Genomic DNA, 18,936 nt, shown 5'->3' with positions numbered 1-18,936 from the left:
ACCCACAGGCCCACGTGGTTCAGCGGCGTCGCGTGGACGGCGGGCTTGCCGTCCGGATCGATGGGCTGCATCAGGTCGACCTCGATCTCGAACGGGCCCTTGCCGAGCGCGCAGATGTCCTCGTCGACGTTCTCGCGCTCGCTCCTGAAGGTGCCGGTGACTTCGAGGCCCAGCAGCTCCACCCAGAGCTTCTGCAGGCGCTGCTTGTCGGGACCGCCGATGGCGATCTGCTGCAGGCCGAGGACACGGAAAGGACGCTTCATCGCTGTGTTTCCTTTGTCATTGCGGGCTCGACCCGCAATCCATGGGTCCCGGGTCGAGCCCGGGACGACAAGACTTACTCGAACTCCACGATGGGTTGATCCACGGAAAGCGACTCGCCCTTCGCCGCCAGCACCTTGCCCACCACGCCGTCCGCCGCGGCGAACAGCACGTTCTCCATCTTCATCGCCTCGATCACGGCAATGCGCTCGCCCGCCTGCACCTTCTGCCCCGGCTGCACGGCCACGTCCACCAGCAGTCCCGGCATCGGCGACAGCAGGAAGCGGCTCATGTCCGGCGGCGCCTTGAAGGGCATCAGCGCGTGCAGTTCGGCGGTGCGCGGCGTCAGCACCATGGCGTCGAGCCGCGTGCCGTTGTGCGCGATGCGGATCGCGAGCGGGTTCCTGGCGACGCCGCGTTCCACCTGCGCCACGAAGGCCTTGCCGTCGACAGTGCCGCGGATGCGCGCGCCGCCGAGATGCCAGTTGCTGCAGATCGTGTACTTCCTGCCGCCGGTCTCGACCACGCTGGAGCCGGACTGCGCTTCAAAATCGCGCACTGTCGCCGGCTGCTGCTGGTGGCGTCCCTGCGGATCGAGCTTCACCACCACGAAGTCCTCGGCCACCCTGAACTCGTGCCCGCGCAGTTGCCCGTTGATGCCGGCGGAGCGTTCCAGCGCGCGGCGGTTCGCGTACGCGGCCAGCGCCACCAGGAAATCCGGATCGTCGTGCGGCACGTCCTCCGCCTTGAAGCCGCCGGCGTAGTGCTCGGCGATGAAACCAGTGTTGAAATCGCCGGCGACGAACTTCGGATGCGCCAGCAGCGCGGCCTGGAACGGGATGTTGCTCGAGATGCCGCGGATCACGAAGCCGTTGAGCGCTTCGCGCATCTTCGCGATCGCGTCGCGGCGATCGGTGCCGTGCACGATCAGCTTGGCGATCATCGAGTCGTAATACATCGGGATCTCGCCGCCCTCTCCCACGCCCGTGTCGACGCGCACGCCGTACAGGTGCTCCGCGTCCGAAGCCCACATGCTGGGCTTGGGAGGCTGGAAGCGCACCAGCCGGCCGGTGGACGGCAGGAAGTTGCGGAAGGGATCCTCGGCGTTGATGCGGCACTCGATTGCCCAGCCGTTGCGCTTCACGCCGGCTTGCGCGAGCGGTAGCTTCTCGCCGGCCGCCACGCGGATCATCAGCTCCACCAGGTCCAGGCCGGTGATGCACTCGGTGACCGGATGCTCCACCTGCAGGCGGGTGTTCATTTCGAGGAAGTAGAAGGACTGGTCCTTGCCGACCACGAACTCCACGGTGCCGGCGCTCTGGTATTTCACCGCCTTGGCGAGTGCCACGGCCTGCTCGCCCATCGCCTTGCGGGTGGCGTCGCTGATGAAAGGCGACGGCGCCTCCTCGATCACCTTCTGGTGGCGGCGCTGGATCGAGCACTCGCGCTCGTTGAGGTAGATCACGTTGCCGTGCGCGTCGCCGAGCACCTGGATCTCGATGTGGCGCGGCTCCTCGACGAACTTCTCGATGAACACGCGGTCGTCGCCGAAGCTGTTGCGCGCCTCGTTGCGGCAGGAGCCGAAGCCCTCGAAGGCCTCCTTGTCGTTGAAGGCCACGCGCAGGCCCTTGCCGCCGCCGCCGGCGCTGGCCTTGATCATCACCGGGTAACCGATGTCCCTGGCGATCTGCACGGCCCGTTCCGCCGTCTCGATCGCTTCGTTGTAGCCCGGGATGGTGTTGACCTGGGCTTCCTTCGCCAGCTTCTTGGAGGCGATCTTGTCGCCCATCGCGGCGATGGAGTAGTGCTTGGGCCCGATGAAGACGAGGCCCTCGTCCTCCACGCGCTTGGCGAAATCCTCGTTTTCCGAGAGGAAGCCATAGCCGGGATGGATGGCTTGCGCGCCGGTCTGCTTCGCGGCGGCGATGATCTTGTCGGCAACGAGGTAGCTCTCGCGCGAGGGCGGCGGGCCGATGGGCACCGATTCGTCGGCCAGGGCGAGGTGGCGGGCGTCGCGGTCGGCGTCGGAATAGACGGCGACGGTCTGGATGCCCATCTTCTTGGCCGTTGCGATGACGCGGCACGCGATTTCCCCGCGGTTGGCGATCAGGATCTTGGTGAACATGGAAAGTCCTTAAAACCCAGCAACCGGACGCAGAGGACGCAGAAATCGCGCAGAGGACGCAAAGGAAAACAACGAGAAATTTGTCATTTGAATCTTTTGCGTCCTCTGCGAAACCTTTGCGTCCTCTGCGTCCGGATGTTGGGTGTCCGAATCAGAGCGGAATGTTCCCGTGCTTGCGCCACGGGTTCTCGATCTTCTTGTCGCGCAGCATCACCAGCGAGCGGCAGATGCGCCTGCGGGTTTCGTGCGGCAGGATCACGTCGTCGATGAAGCCGCGGGCGCCGGCCACGAAGGGGTTGGCGAAGCGCGCCTTGTATTCGGCTTCGCGCGCGGCCAGCTTCGCCGGGTCGTTCTTGTCCTCGCGGAAGATGATCTCCACCGCGCCCTTGGCGCCCATCACCGCGATCTCCGCGTTGGGCCAGGCGAAGTTGACGTCGCCGCGCAGGTGCTTGGAGCTCATCACGTCGTAGGCGCCGCCATAGGCCTTGCGCGTGATCACCGTGACCTTGGGCACCGTGCACTCGGCGTACGCGTACAGCAGCTTGGCGCCGTGCTTGATGATGCCGCCGTACTCCTGCGAGGTGCCGGGCATGAAGCCGGGCACGTCCACGAAGGTCACCACGGGGATGTTGAACGCATCGCAGAAGCGCACGAAGCGCGCCGCCTTGATGGAGCTCTTGATGTCCAGGCAGCCCGCCAGCACCAGCGGGTTGTTCGCCACGATGCCCACCGTCTGGCCTTCCATGCGGGCGAAGCCGATCACGATGTTCTTCGCGTAGTCGGGCTGCAGCTCGAAGAAGTCGCCGTCGTCCACCGTCTTGGCGATCAGCTCCTTCATGTCGTAGGGCTTGTTCGCGTTGTCCGGCACCAGCGTGTCGAGCGAGAAGTCCATGCGGTCGGCCGGATCGTTGCTGGGTCGCGTCGGCGGCTTCTCGCGGTTGTTCAGGGGCAGGTAGTTGTACAGGCGGCGCAGCATGATCAGCGCCTCGACGTCGTTCTCGAAGGCCAGGTCGGCCACGCCGCTGCGCGCCGTGTGCGTGGACGCGCCGCCGAGTTCCTCGGCCGTCACCTCCTCGTGCGTCACCGTCTTCACGACCTCGGGCCCGGTCACGAACATGTAGGAGCTGTCCTTGACCATGAAGATGAAGTCGGTCATGGCCGGCGAGTACACCGCGCCGCCCGCGCACGGGCCCATGATCATCGAGATCTGCGGCACCACGCCGGAGGCCATCACGTTGCGCTGGAACACGTCGGCATAGCCGCCCAGCGACGCCACGCCTTCCTGGATGCGCGCGCCGCCCGAATCGTTGAGACCGATGACGGGCGCGCCGACCTTCATGGCCTGGTCCATCACCTTGCAGATCTTCTCGGCGTGGGCTTCGGACAGCGCCCCGCCGAAGACGGTGAAGTCCTGGCTGAAGACGAACACGAGCCGGCCGTTGATCATCCCGTAGCCGGTGACCACGCCGTCGCCGGGAATCTTGTTGTCGGCCATGCCGAAGTCGGTGGAGCGGTGCTCCACGAACATGTCCCATTCCTCGAAGGTGCCCTCGTCCAGCAGCAGCTCGAGGCGCTCGCGCGCCGTCAGCTTGCCCTTCCCGTGCTGCGCCTCGATGCGGCGCTCGCCGCCGCCCAGGCGGGCCGCCGCCCGCTTCTTCTCCAGTTGCTCCAGGATGTCGTGCATCTTGTTCTCCGGGTGATCTTCAATGGGCCTGCTGCCGCCGGGCCCAGGCATGCAGCAGCGCCGCCGCAGCCTGCGCGCTCACGATGTCGCGGCCCCAGGGCCTGCGCTGGTTCGGCAGGTGCCGCATCCACGCCATGCGGCCCACCGACCGCAGCATGGCCGCGGCATCGGCGCCGGCCGGCGCGAAGCGCTCCCACACCGGCAACAGGTCCTCGTGCGAAGGCGGCAGCAGCCAGACGGTGGACTGCAGGTACAGCAGCCAGTCGCGCACCTGCGCTTCGCGCAGGGACAGCACTTGCAAGGGATCGTCCTCGAAATCGATCGCCGCGATCCCGTCGGCCGCGACGATCAGGTTGCGCGCGACCGCCTGGCTCAGGCACTGGCCCCTGGCATGCACCCCGTGCACGAAGCGCAGGCCCTGTTCCCACAGCGCGCGCGCGTCGGAGGGGTTCGCATCCATCCGCTCGGCGAGGCTTTGCCCGGCCAGCCGCTCCATCACGAAGAATTCGCTGTCGACGTGGACGACGGCCGGCACGCGCACGCCCGCCATGCGCAGGATGGTGAGCCGCTGCACCTCGATGGCCTGCCCCGCCGCGCCACCGGGCGCGGGCACCGGTTTGAGCTCGGGGGAGCGCGCGAGGCCGGAGAGCAGCTTCAGCGACCACGCGGCGATCGGGGGGCGCGGCGGACGCTGCGCCTTCACGATCACGGGCCCCTCTTCCGTCTCGAACGATTCCATGCGATCGCGCCGCCAGCCCGCGGACGCACGGATGCGCGCGAGCTCCTGCGCGTTCATGCCTTGCCGCCCAGCATGGCCCCAAGCAACTGGCGCGCCGCGGTGGAGGCGGCGACGCGGCCCTGCTCGACGTCCCGGGTCGTTTGCGCCAGCAGCGCCTTCACTTCCGGGTTCTGCCGGAAGGCCTGCTTCAGGCCGTTCTCGATGCGTTCCCACATCCAGGCCAGCGACTGCTGGCGCCGCCGGGTCGCGAGCCGGCCGCTGGATTCCTGCAAGTGGCGAAACCGCGTCACAGCCTGCCAGAACGCTTCGACGCCTTCGCCCTTCAGGGCGCTGAGCTGCAGCACCTGCGGATGCCACAGCGTCTCGTCGTGATGCGCATGGTCGGCACGGCCATGCTGGCCGAGGATGCGCAGCGCGCTGGTGATCTGCGCCTGCGCGCGGGTGGCGGCATCGCGGTCGATGTCGGCCTTGTTGATCACGACCAGGTCGGCCAGTTCCATCACGCCCTTCTTGATCGCCTGCAGGTCGTCTCCGGCGTTGGGCAACTGCAGCAGCACGAACATGTCGGTCATGCCGGCCACCGCGGTCTCGCTCTGGCCCACGCCCACCGTCTCGACGATCACGATGTCGTAGCCGGCCGCTTCGCAGACCAGCATGGCGTCGCGCGTCTTGGCGGCAACGCCGCCCAGCGTGCCGCTGGACGGGCTCGGGCGGATGTAGGCCTGCGGTTGCACGGAGAGCTTCTCCATGCGCGTCTTGTCGCCGAGGATGGAACCGCCGGACACCGAGGACGACGGATCGATCGCGAGCACCGCGACGCGGTGTCCCTGCGCGATCAGCGCAAGGCCCAGGGTCTCGATGAAGGTGCTCTTGCCGACACCGGGCACGCCGGAGATGCCGAGGCGGAAGGATTGGCCCGTATGCGGCAGCAGATCGGTGAGCAGCGCGTCGGCCTGCGTGCGGTGGTCGGCGCGGGTGGATTCGAGCAGCGTGATGGCCTTGGCGATGGCGCGGCGTTGCTGCGGGCTCGCAGGCCCGACGATGGAGTGGGCGAGACTCACCGCCGAGCGCCCCCACCCCAACCCTCCCCCGGAGGGGGAGGGAGAAAGACCGGATTCATGGAGCGATGGCCTTGCGAATCTGCTCCAGCACGTCCTTCGCGCTGGCCGGGATCGGCGTGCCGGGGCCGTAGATGCCCTTCACGCCCGCGTTGTAGAGGAATTCGTAGTCCTGCTGCGGGATCACGCCGCCCACGAACACGATGATGTCGTCGGCACCCTGCTTTTCCAGTTCCGCGATGATCGCCGGCACCAGCGTCTTGTGGCCGGCCGCCAGCGTGCTGATGCCCACCGCGTGCACGTCGTTCTCGATCGCCTGGCGCGCGCATTCCTCGGGTGTCTGGAACAACGGGCCCATGTCGACGTCGAAGCCGAGGTCGGCATAAGCCGTGGCGACCACCTTGGCACCGCGGTCGTGGCCGTCCTGGCCGAGCTTGGCGATCAGCACGCGCGGGCGGCGGCCCTGCTCCTCCGCGAAGGCGGCGATCTCCTGCTTCAGTTTTTCCCAGCCCTCGGCCGAGTCGTAGGCGGCTGCATACACACCGGTCACCTTTTGCGTATCGGCGCGGTGGCGCCCGAAGACTTTCTCCAGCGCATCGCTCACCTCGCCCACCGTGGCGCGCAGGCGGATCGCCCGGATGCCCAGGTCCAGCAGGTTGCCCTGTCCGGTGCGCGCGGCCGCGGTCAGCGCTTCCAGGGCCGCGTGCACCTTGCCGCCGTCGCGCCTGGCCTTCACCTGCTGCAGGCGCGTGATCTGCTGCTCGCGCACCCTGACGTTGTCCACCTCGAGGATCTCGAGCGCGTCTTCCTTCGCGAGCTTGTACTTGTTGACGCCGACGATCACGTCCTTGCCCGAATCGATGCGCGCCTGCTTCTCGGCGGCGGCGGCCTCGATCTTCAGCTTGGCCCAGCCGGAATCCACGGCGCGGGTCATGCCGCCCATGGCCTCGACTTCCTCGATGATCTTCCAGGCGGCATCGGCCATGTCCTGGGTCAGCTTCTCCATCATGTAGCTGCCGGCCCAGGGATCGATCACGTTGGCGATGTGGGTCTCTTCCTGGATGATCAGCTGCGTGTTGCGCGCGATGCGGGCGCTGAACTCGGTGGGCAGCGCGATCGCCTCGTCGAAGCTGTTGGTGTGCAGCGACTGCGTGCCGCCGAACACCGCAGCCATCGCCTCGATGGTGGTGCGCACGACGTTGTTGTACGGATCCTGCTCGGTGAGCGACCAGCCGGAAGTCTGGCAGTGCGTGCGCAGCATCAGGCTCTTGGGATTCTTCGCGCCGAAGCCCTGCATGATCCGCCACCACAGCAGGCGCGCGGCGCGCATCTTGGCGATCTCGAGATAGAAATTCATCCCGATCGCCCAGAAGAAGGACAGGCGGCCGGCGAACTCGTCGACGTCGAGGCCCTTGGCCAGCGCGGTCTTCACGTACTCCTTGCCGTCCGCGAGCGTGAAGGCGAGCTCCAGCGCCTGGTTCGCCCCGGCTTCCTGCATGTGGTAGCCGGAGATCGAGATCGAGTTGAACTTCGGCATCTTGCGCGCCGTGTACTCGATGATGTCGCCGACGATGCGCATCGAGGGTTCGGGCGGGTAGATGTACGTGTTGCGGACCATGAACTCCTTGAGGATGTCGTTCTGGATGGTCCCGGACAGCTGCTCCTGCGAAACGCCCTGCTCCTCGGCCGCGACGACGTACCCCGCGAGCACCGGCAGCACCGCGCCGTTCATGGTCATGGAGACGGACACCTTGTCGAGCGGGATGCCGTCGAACAGGATCTTCATGTCCTCCACGGAATCGATCGCCACGCCGGCCTTGCCGACGTCGCCCACCACGCGCGCGTGGTCGCTGTCGTAGCCGCGGTGCGTCGCGAGGTCGAAGGCGACGCTCACGCCCTGGCCGCCGGCCGCGAGTGCCTTGCGATAGAACGCATTCGACTCCTCCGCGGTGGAGAAGCCCGCGTACTGGCGGATCGTCCACGGACGCACCGCGTACATGGTCGCCTGGGGGCCGCGCAGGAAAGGCGCGAAGCCGGGCAGCGTGTCGGCGTGCATGAGGCCCTGCAGGTCCGCCGCGGTGTAGAGCGGCTTCACGGCGATGCCGTCCGGCGTCACCCAGTTCAGGGCGTCGACGTTGCCGCCCGGGGCGGACTTGGCCGCCGCCTTCTTCCACAGGTCCAGGTCCGCATTACTCATGGCTCGGGGCGGTTCGCTCATAACATCGCAATCTTCGCAAAACCCACCGTCCAAGACAACGGCTAAACTCAAGAACAGGACCCGTTCGGGCCTGTTAATTTGCGAAGCTTGCGAAGATGACCAAGGCCTTCATGGGCGTGCGGCTCAAGACGTTCCGGGAGCAGCAGCGATTGACCCAGGCCGCCCTGGCGGCGTCACTGAAGATCTCGCCCAGCTACCTCAACCAGATCGAGAACGACCAGCGCCCGCTGACGGTGCCCGTGCTGCTGCGGCTGCAGGCGGCCCACGGCGTCGACCTGCAGCTGTTCTCCGAGGACGAGAGCGCGCGCCGGCTGAGCGAGATCCAGGCGGTGTTCTCGGACCCGCGCGAGCCCGACGCCGTGCCCCAGGCGGAAGCGAAGGTGGTCGCGTCGCAGCTGCCCGCGGTGGCGAAGGTGCTTCTGCACCTGCACAAGCGGGCGCGCACGGCGGAGGACCGCCTCTCGTCGATCGCCGACACGGACGGCGACCGCAGGGTCGGCGAGTTCGCGCCCGCGCTCCAGCCCTACGAGGAGGTGCGCGAGTTCTTCTATGCGCGCCACCACCACATGGCCATGCTCGACGAGCGCGCCGAGCAGCTGTACGAGACCGCGTTGGCAGGCCTGGCCGGTGCGGCCGGCGCCTCGCACCTGGTCGCACGGCTGCGGGAACGGCTGCAGCAGCAGCACGGCATCGAGGTGCGCGAGACCGCGGCCAGCCGCACCTCCGACCAGGCGCTGCGCAGCTACGACGCGGGCACCCGCACCATCTTCCTGGCCACCGGCATGGACCCCGGCCAGCAGGCCTTCCAGCTGGGCGTGCAGCTCGCCTTCCTGGAGACCGGCGCGCTGATCGACTCCTTCACCACGGCCGATGCGTTCACGACCTCGCAGGCGCGCAGCCTGGCGCGGCTGGGGTTCGCCAACCACTTCGCCGGAGCCCTGGTGCTGCCGAACCGCCGCTTCCAGGATGCGGCCGAGGCACTGCGCTACGACCTCGAGCTGCTGGGCGAGCGCTTCGGCGTCGGCGCCGAGACCATCGGGCACCGCCTCTCCACGATGCACCACGCCCCGGGCCGCGGCATCCCGTTCTTCTTCGTGCGGGTGGACCGCGCCGGCAACGTGTCGAAGCGGCAGTCGACCGGCGACTTCCACTTCTCGCGCCACGGCGGCACCTGCCCGCTGTGGAACGTCTACGAGGCCTTCTCCCAGCCCGGCAAGATCCTCACGCAGCTCTCGCGCATGCCGGACGGCCGCACCTACCTGTGGATCGCGCGCACCGTGGAGCACCGCCGCGGCGGCTACGGCGCCCCCAACCGCATCTTCGCCGTGGCCCTGGGCTGCGACGCGCGCTACGCAGATCGCCTCGTGTACGCCAAGGGCGTCAACCTGGTCGACCCCGACGCCGCCACGCTGATCGGCGCCGGCTGCAAGGTGTGCGACCGCGCGGACTGCGCGCAGCGGGCCTTCCCGCCGCTGGGGCGCACCCTGCAGATCGACGAGAACCAGCGCGGCTTCGCGCCCTACGCCTCGGGCATGTGAAGGGGACCGCCGTGCGCGACATCGACCCGGTCTCCCTGCGCCTGTTCCTGGCCACGCTGGAGGAAGGGAGCATCGCCCGCGCGGCGGCGCGCGAAAGCATCGTGCCGTCCGCCGTCAGCAAGCGCATCTCCGAGATGGAGGCGCAACTGCGCGTGCCCCTGCTCGATCGCGGCGCGAAGGGCGCGCAGGCGACCCCCGCCGGCCAGGCGCTGGCCCATCACGCGCGCCAGCTGCTGCAGTCCATGGACCGCATGCAGCGCGAAATGGCGGGCTACGTCGAGGGCGTGCGCGGCGTGATCAAGGTGCTGGCCAGCGTCACCTCCCTGTCGGGCGAGCTGCCGGCGGACATCCTGCGCTTCCGCGCCGACCGGCCGCAGATCGAGGTCGACGTGGAGGAGCGCGTCACGCCCGCGATCTACCGCGGCGTGCGGGAGGGCCTCGCGGACGTCGGCGTGGCGTCCGAGTTCGCCAGCCATGAGGGCCTGCAGGTCTTTCCCTACCGGCGCTACGTGCTGGCGGCGGTGCTGCCGGCCGGCCACGCCCGCGCGCGGACCCGCGGCGTCGCCTACGCCGACCTGCTGGACGACGACCTGGTGGAGCTGGGCCGCGACAGCGGCATCGCGCAGGTATTCGACGAAGCCGCGCGCGAGGCGCACGCTTCCCGCACGGTGCGGGCTCGCGTCAGCTCCTTCGAGACCATCTGCACGCTGGTCGCGCGCGGCATGGGCGTGGGCGTGGCGCCGCTGTACCTGAAGGCGAGCAAGGAACGCTCCCTGGGCGTGCGCTTCGTGCCGCTGTCGGATCCCTGGGCCCAGCCGCGCAGCTTCGTGGCGGTGCGCGACTTCGACGCCCTGCCGCTGGCGGCGCAGGCCTTCGTCGCCCACCTGCGGGCCAGCGCCGCCGCGGTGGACTGAGGCGGCGTCCGGGTTTGCCCGGGCAATCTCGAAACGAGAAAGCCCCGGTTCCGAAGCATCGCTTGGCGCGCCGGCGGGCGTCGCGGAACATGCGCGTTCCGCGCCGCACGAGATCGCATGACCCAGAATTCCGCCTATCTTTCCGACGACGCCCTGCCCCTGCGCGGCATCAAGGTGCTCGAGCTGTCGCACATGATCATGGGTCCCGCCGGCGGCCTGGTGCTGGCGGACCTGGGCGCCGAAGTGATCAAGGTCGAGCCGCTGGACGGCGACCGCACCCGCCGCCTCAAGGGCTCCGGGATCGGCTACTTCCCGGTGTTCAGCCGCAACAAGCAGAGCCTGGCGGTCGACCTCAAGTCGGCCGAGGGGCAGGCCCTGGTGCGCGAGCTGGCGCACGGCTGCGACATGCTGGTCGAGAACTTCCGCGACGACAGCCTCGCCCAGTACGGCCTCGACTACGCCACCCTGAGCGCCGCCAATCCGCGCCTGATCTACGTGTCGCTCAAGGGCTTCCTGTCCGGCCCCTACAAGCAGCGCACGGCGCTCGACGAGGTCGTGCAGATGATGGGCGGCATGGCCTACATCAACGGCGGCACCGGCGCGCCGCAGCGGGTGGCTCCTTCCGTCAACGACATCCTGGGCGGCACCTTCGGCGTGGTGGGCGCGCTGGCCGCGCTGCACGACCGGCAGCGCACCGGCCGCGGGCGTCACGTCCGCGCGGGCCTGTTCGAGAACAACCTGCTGCTGGTGGCCCAGTTCATCGCGCAGTACCAGCTGACCGGGACCGCGCCCATCCCCATGGGCGACAAGCGCACGCCGCCCTGGGGCGTGTACGACATCTTCAACACCCAGGACGGCCGCGTCTTCGTGGCCGTGGTGAGCGATGCGAATTGGCAGACCTTCTGCCGCGACTTCCTGCCGCCGTCCTTCGGCGAGGACGAACGCCTGCGCACCGCCATCCAGCGTGAAGCGGCCCGCCCCTGGCTGGTGCCGGCCGTTGCCGAAGTCCTCAAGTCCTGGAAGGCGGCCGACCTGTGCGCCGCGCTGGAAGCGTCCGGCCTGTCCTACGGCCCGATCCGCCAGCCGCACGACCTGCTGGACGACCCGCACCTGAACCAGGGCGGCGCCCTGCTGCCCACCACCATGCCCGACGGCCAGCGCGTAGCCGCGGCCGCGTTGCCCATCGAATTCGACGGCCGCAAGGTCGGCAAGCGGCTGGACCCCCAGCCCGTGGGCGCGCAGACCCGCCAGGTCCTGCGCGGCCTGGGCATGGACGAAGCGCGCATCGATGCCCTGGTGCGCCAGGGTGTCGTCGCCGGCTGAGCCCGCCGCAGAACGACACGACCAGAGATCCAGGAGACAAACCATGAACCGCCGCGACTTCAACTTCCTCGCCCTGGCCACGGGCAGCCTGGCCGTCCTGCCCGCCTTCGCGCAGGACTACCCCGCCAAGCCGATCCGCATGATCATCCCGTCCACGCCGGGCGGCGGCACCGACTTCACGGGCCGCCAGATCGCCACCAAGCTGTCGGAGATGAACGGCTGGTCGGTGGTGCCGGACAACCGGCCCGGCGCAGGCACGGCCCTGGGCCTGGCGGAGGCCGCGCGGGCCAGGCCCGACGGCTACGAGCTGGTGATCGCGCAGTCCGACAACGTCTCGCTGATCCCGCTGCTGATGAAGGTCGCCTACGACCCGGTCAAGGACCTCACGCCGGTCGCGCTGTGCGCCGTCACGCCGCTGGTGATCCTGATCAACGAGAACTCGCCGTACAAGACGCTCGCCGACCTGATCAAGGCGGCCAAGGCGCAGCCCGGCAAGCTGACCTACGGCACCTCCGGCACCGGCGGCGGCGTGCACATCGCGATGGAACTGCTGCAGCTGACCGCGGGCGCCAGGATGCAGCACGTCCCCTACAAGGGCTCGACGCCTGCCTTGGCCGACCTCGTGGGCGGTCACCTGAACTTCGCCGGCTCCTCGATCTCGTCGGCCGCCGGCCTGATCCACTCCGGCAAGGTGCGCGCGCTCGCCGTGACCTCCGCGAAGCGCAACGCCAGCCTGCCCGACGTGCCGGCCGTCGCCGAGTCCGGCTACAAGGACTTCAATGCCGTCAGCTTCTACGGCGTGATGGGCCCCGCGGGCATCCCGGCGCCCATCGTCGCGCGCCTGAACGCGGACATCAACAGGATCCTCCAGCGCCCCGACGTGAAGACCGCGTTCCAGGCGCAGGGCTTCGACGCCGGCGGCGGTACGCCCGAGGAATTCGCCGCCCTCATCCGCAGCGAGATCCAGAAGTCGCGCGACATCATCAAGACCGCCGGCATCAAGGTCGAATGAGCACGCCCGACGACACCGTCACCGTCTGCGAAGTCGGGCCGCGCGACGGCCTGCAGATGGCGCAGGGCCGCATGGCCACGGAGGTGAAGCTGCGCTGGATCCGGCAGCTCGCCGAGTCCGGGCTGCGGGAGATCGAGGTGGGCAGCTTCGTTTCGCCGCGGCTGGTCCCGCAGATGGCCGACACGGCCGACGTCGTGCGCGGGGCGCTGGCCATCGAGGGCCTGACGGTGTGCGCCCTGGCCTGCAACCTCAAGGGCGCGATCGCGGCCCACGAGGCCGGCGCGCACGTCGTCGCGATCCCGATCTCGGTGAGCGACACGCATAGCCGCGCCAACGTGAACAAGGGCACCGACGCGCAGGTCGAGATGGTGCGCAGCATCGTCGACTGGGTCCGGGCGCAGCAGCGGCCGATGCGCATCGACGTCGCGGCCGCCACCGCGTTCGGCTGTTCGATGGAGGGCGACGTGCCGCGCCGGCGGGTGGCGCAGGTTGCCGCGGCGCTGGCGGCCACCGGCGCCGACCGCGTGGCGCTGGCCGACACCGTGGGCTATGCCCACCCGGCCCTAGTGCGCGACACGGTGCGCGAGGTGCAGGACGCCATCGGCGCGCGCCTGGCGAAGCTGCACCTGCACGACACCATGGGACTCGGGCTGGCCAACGCGCTGGCCGGCCTGGAACAGGGCATCCGCGAGTTCGACGCCTGCCTGGCGGGCCTGGGCGGCTGCCCCTTCGCGCCCGGCGCCTCCGGCAACATCGTCACCGAGGACCTGGTGTTCATGCTGGAGAGCATGGGCCACGCGACGGGCATCGCCCTGCCGCGCCTGCTGGAAGCCCGCGCGCTGCTGCGCGAGTCGCTGCCGGAGGAGCCCATGCGCAGCGGCGTCGCCGCGGCGGGGATCCCGCGCACTTTCCGGACGCTGCAGGCGGCCGCCTGAGGCGGGCGGCCGGCGCGCTCAGCCCGCGACGGGGCGCGCCACCGGCTCGGCCTGCGCCAGCATCGCCGACAGCGCCTGGCAGCGGCCGCGCAGCGCCGCCATCTCCTCCAGGGGCGCGGCTTCCTCCAGCTCGCGGCTCGCGCGGCTGGCATCCCGGAAGCCGTACATCGCGAGGCTGCCCGCGAGCTTGTGCGCGGTGACACGGATCGCTTCGCGCTGCCCCTGGGCCGCGGCACTCTCCAGTTCGTCGGTGAGCTGGCGCCGCGAGGACAGGAACTCGGGCATCAGCGTCATCAGGCCGGTGTCGACCAACACGCGGTGGTCCGCCTTGTGTGCCCCATTCCCTGCATCGGCCGGATCGCGCCCGAGCAGCGCGGCGAACACCTCCTCGCGCGACGAAGGCTTGGCCAGGTACATGTCGAAGCCCGCCTGCAGGCAACGCTGGCGCGTCGCGTCGTCGTCGTGCGCGGAGAAGGCCGCGATGATGCTGGGGGCCTCTCCGCGCTGCTGCTGCAGCGCGCGGATCGCCCGGGCGGCCTCGAAGCCGTCCATGACGGGCATCTCCACGTCGAGGAAGATCACGTCGGGACGCTCGGCGCGGATCATTTCCAGCGCCGCGCGCCCGTTCACGGCCGTGCGCACGCTCAGCGGCGGAGTGGGCAGCTGGCTCTTGAGCACGACGATGTTGTACTCGTCGTCGTCCACCAGCAGCACCGACAGCGCGGGCAGTTGCTGCGCGCCGCGGGCGGGATCCGGCGGGATGGTGTTGCCTTCGGGGCTGCGGGCCGGCGCGGCCGCATGCCAGAGGGGCAGGCGCAACGACAGCGTCGTGCCCTCGGCGCAGGACGTCATGCGCAGCGACCCGCGCTGCACCCGCGCCATCAGGCGCGCCGAATAGGCGCCCAGCCCGGAGCCATCGGCCTTGCCGTGCGTGGCGTACTTCTCGAAGAAGCGGCCGCGGACCTCCTCGGGCACCTGGCCCGCATTGTGGATGTCCAGCCCCGCGGCGTCGCCGTTGGCGTCGCTCACGCGCTTCAGGGTGACACGCACGACGCCATCCTCGGGCGACGCCTCGAGCGCGTTCTTCAGCAGGTTGGCGATCGTGGAGTAACACAGGAGTTCCTCGCCCTGCGCGTAGACGGCGCGCCGCGGCAGCTCCAGCGCGAGCCGCACGTTCTTGGAACGGGCATGCGCGTGCAGTTCGCGCACCACGGTCTGCACCAGCGCGGCGAGGTCCACTGCCTGCGCCCGCAGCCGATAGCTGCCCTCCTCCATGCGGAACAGGTCCAGCGAGAGGTTGACCAGCGACAGCACGCGCAGCGCGGCGCGTTCCACGACGCCGAGCAGTTCGTCCTCTTCCGCGTCCGGCCGGCGGCGCTCGCGCAGCAGCCGCGGCACCGAGGCGATGCTGGCCAGCGGCGTCTTCAGGTCGTGGCGCGCGATGCGCTCCATCTCCTCGCGCAGGCGGAAGGCCTCGCGCAGCGCGGTGTTCTGCTCCTCCAGCTGCCGCACCAGCGCATCGAGCTTGTCGCGCTGCTCGGTCTCCCTGTCATGCTGGGCGTCGGCGATGTGGGAAAAGATGTTGCTGAAGATCACCAGCAGGCCCAGCGTCACGGCGACGCGGGTGGTGATCTCGGCCCCGAGGTGGATCCAGGCCAGCGGGATCGTCACGACCACCAGCGTCAGGTTGAAGACGTTCGCCTTGCGCCGCGGCAGCATGAAATGGAACAGCAGGATGCCCGGGTAGACCCACAGCACGCCGATCAGGCCGTGGTTGTACATGGCCGTGGCGAGGCCCAGGAGCGAGGCCACGAAGATCGCCGTGGGCGGCACGACGGGCGGGCGATGGCGCGCGATCGACAGCGCATTCGCCAGCAGGCACAGCATGAAGGCGGTGGTGGCGATGCCCAGGAGGATGCGGTCCTGGTAGAAGTTGTTGACCGTGAACGGCCCGAGCAGCAGCGTGCCCGCCACGGACAAGCCGAGGAAGATCTTCTGCCGGTGCGCCTCGACGAACCCGGCACCGAACTCGCGCGCTGGCTCCGCGCCCGCCAAGGGGGGCGCCGCGCGTGACGCGTGGTCGATCTGGCCCATTAGGCTCCCCTTCCCTCTCTCTGCGGAACATTATGGAGGGCTCCGTGCGCGCATGCAAAGTCCGGGAACACCCCAGCTCCTGGTTGGACTGGCGGCGACCGCCGAAGGACCCGCAGGACCGCATCCAGCCCCTTCGCCGCGCCGCCTGTCGGGGCGCTGCGCTGGCGGCCGCCGCAGCCGGCGCGGCCCTGGCGGTGGGCGAGCGGAGCTTGCCCACCCTACGAGAATCGGCCGTGGATCCCCGCCTTCGCGGAGATGAGGGGGTTCAGAAAGCCGCGATGCCCGTCTGCGCCCGCCCCAGGATCAGCGCATGGATGTCGTGCGTGCCCTCGTAGGTGTTCACCACTTCCAGGTTCACCAGGTGGCGGGCCACGCCGAACTCGTCGCTGATGCCGTTGCCGCCCATCATGTCGCGCGCGACGCGGGCGATGTCCAGCGCCTTGCCGCAGGAGTTGCGCTTCATGATGGAAGTGATCTCCACCGACGCCGTGCCCTCGTCCTTCATGCGGCCCAGGCGCAGGCAGCCTTGCAGGCCCAGCGTGATCTCGGTCTGCATGTCGGCCAGCTTCTTCTGCACCAGCTGGTTGGCGGCCAGCGGGCGACCGAACTGCTTGCGGTCCATGACGTACTGGCGGGCGCGGAACCAGCAGTCCTCCGCCGCGCCGAGCGCGCCCCAGGCGATGCCGTAGCGCGCCGAGTTCAGGCAGGTGAACGGGCCCTTCAGGCCGCGCACTTCGGGGAAGGCGTTCTCCTCGGGGCAGAACACGTCCTCCATCACGACCTCGCCGGTGATCGACGCGCGCAGGCCCACCTTGCCGTGGATCGCGGGCGCGGACAGGCCCTTCCAGCCCTTTTCCAGCACGAAGCCGCGGATCGCGCCCTCGTCGTCCTTGGCCCAGACCACGAACACGTCGGCGATCGGCGAGTTGGTGATCCACATCTTGCTGCCCGTGAGCTTGTAGCCGCCGTCGACCTTGCGCGCGCGCGTGATCATGCTGGCGGGGTCGGAGCCGTGATTCGGCTCGGTCAGGCCGAAGCAGCCGATCCACTCGCCGGTGGCCAGCTTGGGCAGGTACTTCTGCCTGGTCTGCTCGTTGCCGAACTCGTTGATCGGCACCATCACCAGCGAGGACTGCACCGACATCATCGAGCGGTAACCGGAATCGACGCGCTCCACTTCGCGCGCGACCAGGCCGTAGCAGACGTAGTTGAGGCCCGCGCCGCCGTACTGCTCGGGGATGGTGGCCCCCAGCAGGCCCAGCTCGCCCATCTCGCGGAAGATGGTCGCGTCGGTCTTCTCGTGGCGGAAGGCCTCCAGCACGCGGGGGGCCAGCTTCTCCTGGCAGTAGGCGTGGGCGGCGTCGCGCACCGCGCGTTCGTCGTCGCTGATCTGCCGGTCCAGCAGCAGCGGGTCGGCCCATTGGAAGGCGGCTTTGGTCTTGGCCATGGAGAACTCCGGTGGGGGGTCAGGACGGCAACACCGCCGTCGCTTCGATTTCGACCTTGGCACGGTCCTCGATCAGCGCCTTCACCTCCACCGCGGTCATGGCGATGGTGTAGCTGCCGATGATGTCGCGGAATGCCTGCCCCACCTCGCGCGAGGCGGCCAGGTATTCGCGCTTGTCGGTCACGTACCAGGTCATCCTGACGACATTCTCGCCGCTGGCGCCCGCGGCCTCCAACACGTCGGCGACATTCCGCAGCGCCTGCCGCGCCTGCCCGCCGAAGTCATCGGTGTGGAAGACGCCGTCGGCGTCCCAGCCGATCATGCCGGCGATGAAGAGCATGCGGCCTTCCGCCACCACGCCGTTGGCGTAACCCTTGGGACGCGGCCAGCCCGCGGGCAGGACGGCTTGCGGCTTCGTGTCGCGGCTCATCCCCGCACCTCCCTGAGCAGTTCGCGCGCGATGATCAGCTGCTGCACCTCGGTGGCGCCCTCGTAGATGCGCAGGCTGCGGATCTCGCGATACAGCTGTTCCACCACCTCGCCGCGCTTCACGCCGAGGCCGCCGAACATCTGCACCGCGGCGTCGATCACCTGCTGCGCCCCTTCGGTGGCGGTCATCTTGGCCATCGCGGCCTCCTTGGTGACGCCCTGCCCCTGGTCGCGCAGCCAGGCGGCGCGATAGACCAGCAGCGCGGAGCTGTCGATGGTGGTCGCCATCTGCGCCAGCCTGGCCTGGGTCAGCTGGAAATCGGCGAGCGTCTGGTTGAACATCTTGCGCGTGGTCGCGCGCTGCAAGGCCTCGTCCATCGCGCGCCGGGCGAAGCCCAAGGCCGCGGCGGCCACCGAGGTGCGGAACACGTCCAGCGTGCGCATCGCCACCTTGAAGCCCTCGCCCGCCGCGCCGATGCGCTGAGACAGCGGCACGCGGCAGCTGCGAAAGCGCAGCCGCGCCAGCGGATGCGGCGCGATCACCTCGATGCGCTCGGCGATCTCGAGGCCGGGCGTGTCCTGGTCGACGATGAAGGCGGAGATGCCGCGCGGCCCCGGCGCCTCGCCGGTGCGGCAGAACACGACGTAGAAGTCCGCGATGCCGCCATTGGAGATCCAGGTCTTCTCGCCTTCCAGCACCGCGTGGTCGCCCTCGATGTGCGCCGCGCACTGCAGGTTGGCGACGTCGGAGCCGGCATCGGGCTCGGACAGCGCGAAGGCGGCGATCGCCTCGCCCCTGGCCACGCGCGGCAGGTACTTCTCCTTCTGCTGCGGCGTGCCCTGCAGGCTGATGGCGCCGGAGCCCAGCCCCTGCATCGCGAAGGCGAAGTCGGCCAGGCCGTTGTGATAAGCGAGGGTTTCGCGCGCGAGGCAGATGGCGCGCGTGTCGATCACCTCCTGCTCGCCCCAGGCGCCGCCGACGGCGTGGCGCAGCCAGCCGCCCTCGCCCAGCCTGCGCACCAGCGTGCGGCACGCCGCGTCGACGTCGGGGCCGTGCACTTCCGCGACGTGCTCGCGCGCCCAGCCATCGAGTTCGGCGGCGAAGATGCCGTGCCTCTCCTCCAGGAAGGGCCAGTCGAGATGGGCCAGTTCACGCATC

Annotated in this window: 15 protein-coding genes; 5 read left to right on the top strand and 10 right to left on the bottom strand. The window is 69.4% G+C overall.

Annotated elements, in window-relative coordinates; genetic code table 11:
- The 6 genes from VF522_RS14750 to scpA form a co-directional block, all read right to left on the bottom strand.
- The coding region (locus VF522_RS14750) for a VOC family protein (protein ID WP_330909040.1) at positions 1-263 on the bottom strand (263 nt) is incomplete at its 3' end.
- A gap of 74 nt (positions 264-337) precedes the next feature.
- A complete protein-coding gene (locus VF522_RS14745; protein WP_330909039.1) occupies positions 338-2,386 on the bottom strand; it encodes an acetyl/propionyl/methylcrotonyl-CoA carboxylase subunit alpha in 2,049 nt (682 codons plus the stop codon).
- Positions 2,387-2,537: 151 nt separating this feature from the next.
- Positions 2,538-4,070 (bottom strand): acyl-CoA carboxylase subunit beta, encoded by a 1,533-nt coding sequence (locus VF522_RS14740; protein WP_330909038.1) that lies wholly within the window; start codon positions 4,068-4,070, stop codon positions 2,538-2,540.
- 19 nt (positions 4,071-4,089) lie between these two features.
- Positions 4,090-4,866 (bottom strand): hypothetical protein, encoded by a 777-nt coding sequence (locus VF522_RS14735; RefSeq protein ID WP_330909037.1) that lies wholly within the window; start codon positions 4,864-4,866, stop codon positions 4,090-4,092.
- Complete coding sequence (gene meaB, locus VF522_RS14730) at positions 4,863-5,870, bottom strand: methylmalonyl Co-A mutase-associated GTPase MeaB (RefSeq protein WP_330909036.1); 1,008 nt, start codon at positions 5,868-5,870, stop codon at positions 4,863-4,865. The genes VF522_RS14735 and meaB overlap by 4 nt, the downstream gene beginning before the upstream one ends.
- 55 nt (positions 5,871-5,925) lie before the next feature.
- On the bottom strand, positions 5,926-8,064 hold the full coding sequence (gene scpA / locus VF522_RS14725) for a methylmalonyl-CoA mutase (protein WP_330909035.1): 2,139 nt from the start codon (positions 8,062-8,064) through the stop codon (positions 5,926-5,928).
- Positions 8,065-8,180: 116 nt separating this feature from the next.
- On the opposite strand from scpA, the gene VF522_RS14720 reads away from it, so the two are divergent.
- The 5 genes from VF522_RS14720 to VF522_RS14700 all read left to right on the top strand — a co-directional run bounded on the left by VF522_RS14720 (position 8,181) and on the right by VF522_RS14700 (position 13,807).
- Complete coding sequence (locus VF522_RS14720; protein WP_330909034.1) at positions 8,181-9,623, top strand: short-chain fatty acyl-CoA regulator family protein; 1,443 nt, start codon at positions 8,181-8,183, stop codon at positions 9,621-9,623.
- An 11-nt stretch (positions 9,624-9,634) separates the two neighbouring features.
- Positions 9,635-10,537 carry a LysR family transcriptional regulator gene (locus VF522_RS14715; RefSeq protein ID WP_330909033.1) on the top strand — a complete coding sequence of 301 codons (903 nt, stop codon included), beginning with the start codon at positions 9,635-9,637 and terminating at the stop codon, positions 10,535-10,537.
- A gap of 117 nt (positions 10,538-10,654) precedes the next feature.
- Positions 10,655-11,860: a CaiB/BaiF CoA-transferase family protein gene (locus tag VF522_RS14710; protein WP_330909032.1), complete on the top strand. Its 1,206-nt coding sequence runs from the start codon at positions 10,655-10,657 to the stop codon at positions 11,858-11,860.
- Between the two features lie 43 nt (positions 11,861-11,903).
- Positions 11,904-12,872: a tripartite tricarboxylate transporter substrate binding protein gene (locus VF522_RS14705; RefSeq protein ID WP_330909031.1), complete on the top strand. Its 969-nt coding sequence runs from the start codon at positions 11,904-11,906 to the stop codon at positions 12,870-12,872.
- Positions 12,869-13,807 carry a hydroxymethylglutaryl-CoA lyase gene (locus tag VF522_RS14700; RefSeq protein ID WP_330909030.1) on the top strand — a complete coding sequence of 313 codons (939 nt, stop codon included), beginning with the start codon at positions 12,869-12,871 and terminating at the stop codon, positions 13,805-13,807. The genes VF522_RS14705 and VF522_RS14700 overlap by 4 nt, the downstream gene beginning before the upstream one ends.
- Positions 13,808-13,825: 18 nt before the next feature.
- Here VF522_RS14700 and VF522_RS14695 read toward each other — a convergent pair whose 3' ends face one another.
- From VF522_RS14695 to VF522_RS14680, 4 genes are all read right to left on the bottom strand, one after another.
- A complete protein-coding gene (locus VF522_RS14695; RefSeq protein WP_330909029.1) occupies positions 13,826-15,901 on the bottom strand; it encodes a response regulator in 2,076 nt (691 codons plus the stop codon).
- A 265-nt stretch (positions 15,902-16,166) separates the two neighbouring features.
- On the bottom strand, positions 16,167-17,348 hold the full coding sequence (locus VF522_RS14690; RefSeq protein WP_330909028.1) for an acyl-CoA dehydrogenase: 1,182 nt from the start codon (positions 17,346-17,348) through the stop codon (positions 16,167-16,169).
- Between the two features lie 19 nt (positions 17,349-17,367).
- Entirely contained in the window at positions 17,368-17,778 is a 411-nt protein-coding gene (locus VF522_RS14685) for a RidA family protein (protein ID WP_330909027.1), read from the bottom strand.
- Complete coding sequence (locus VF522_RS14680; protein ID WP_330909026.1) at positions 17,775-18,935, bottom strand: acyl-CoA dehydrogenase family protein; 1,161 nt, start codon at positions 18,933-18,935, stop codon at positions 17,775-17,777. Before VF522_RS14680 ends, VF522_RS14685 begins: the two co-directional genes overlap by 4 nt.
- Position 18,936: the final 1 nt, after the last annotated feature.

The sequence above is a fragment of the Ramlibacter sp. genome (assembly GCF_036383835.1).
Taxonomy (GTDB): domain Bacteria; phylum Pseudomonadota; class Gammaproteobacteria; order Burkholderiales; family Burkholderiaceae_C; genus Ramlibacter.
This window is presented reverse-complemented; position numbering and strand designations above follow the sequence as displayed.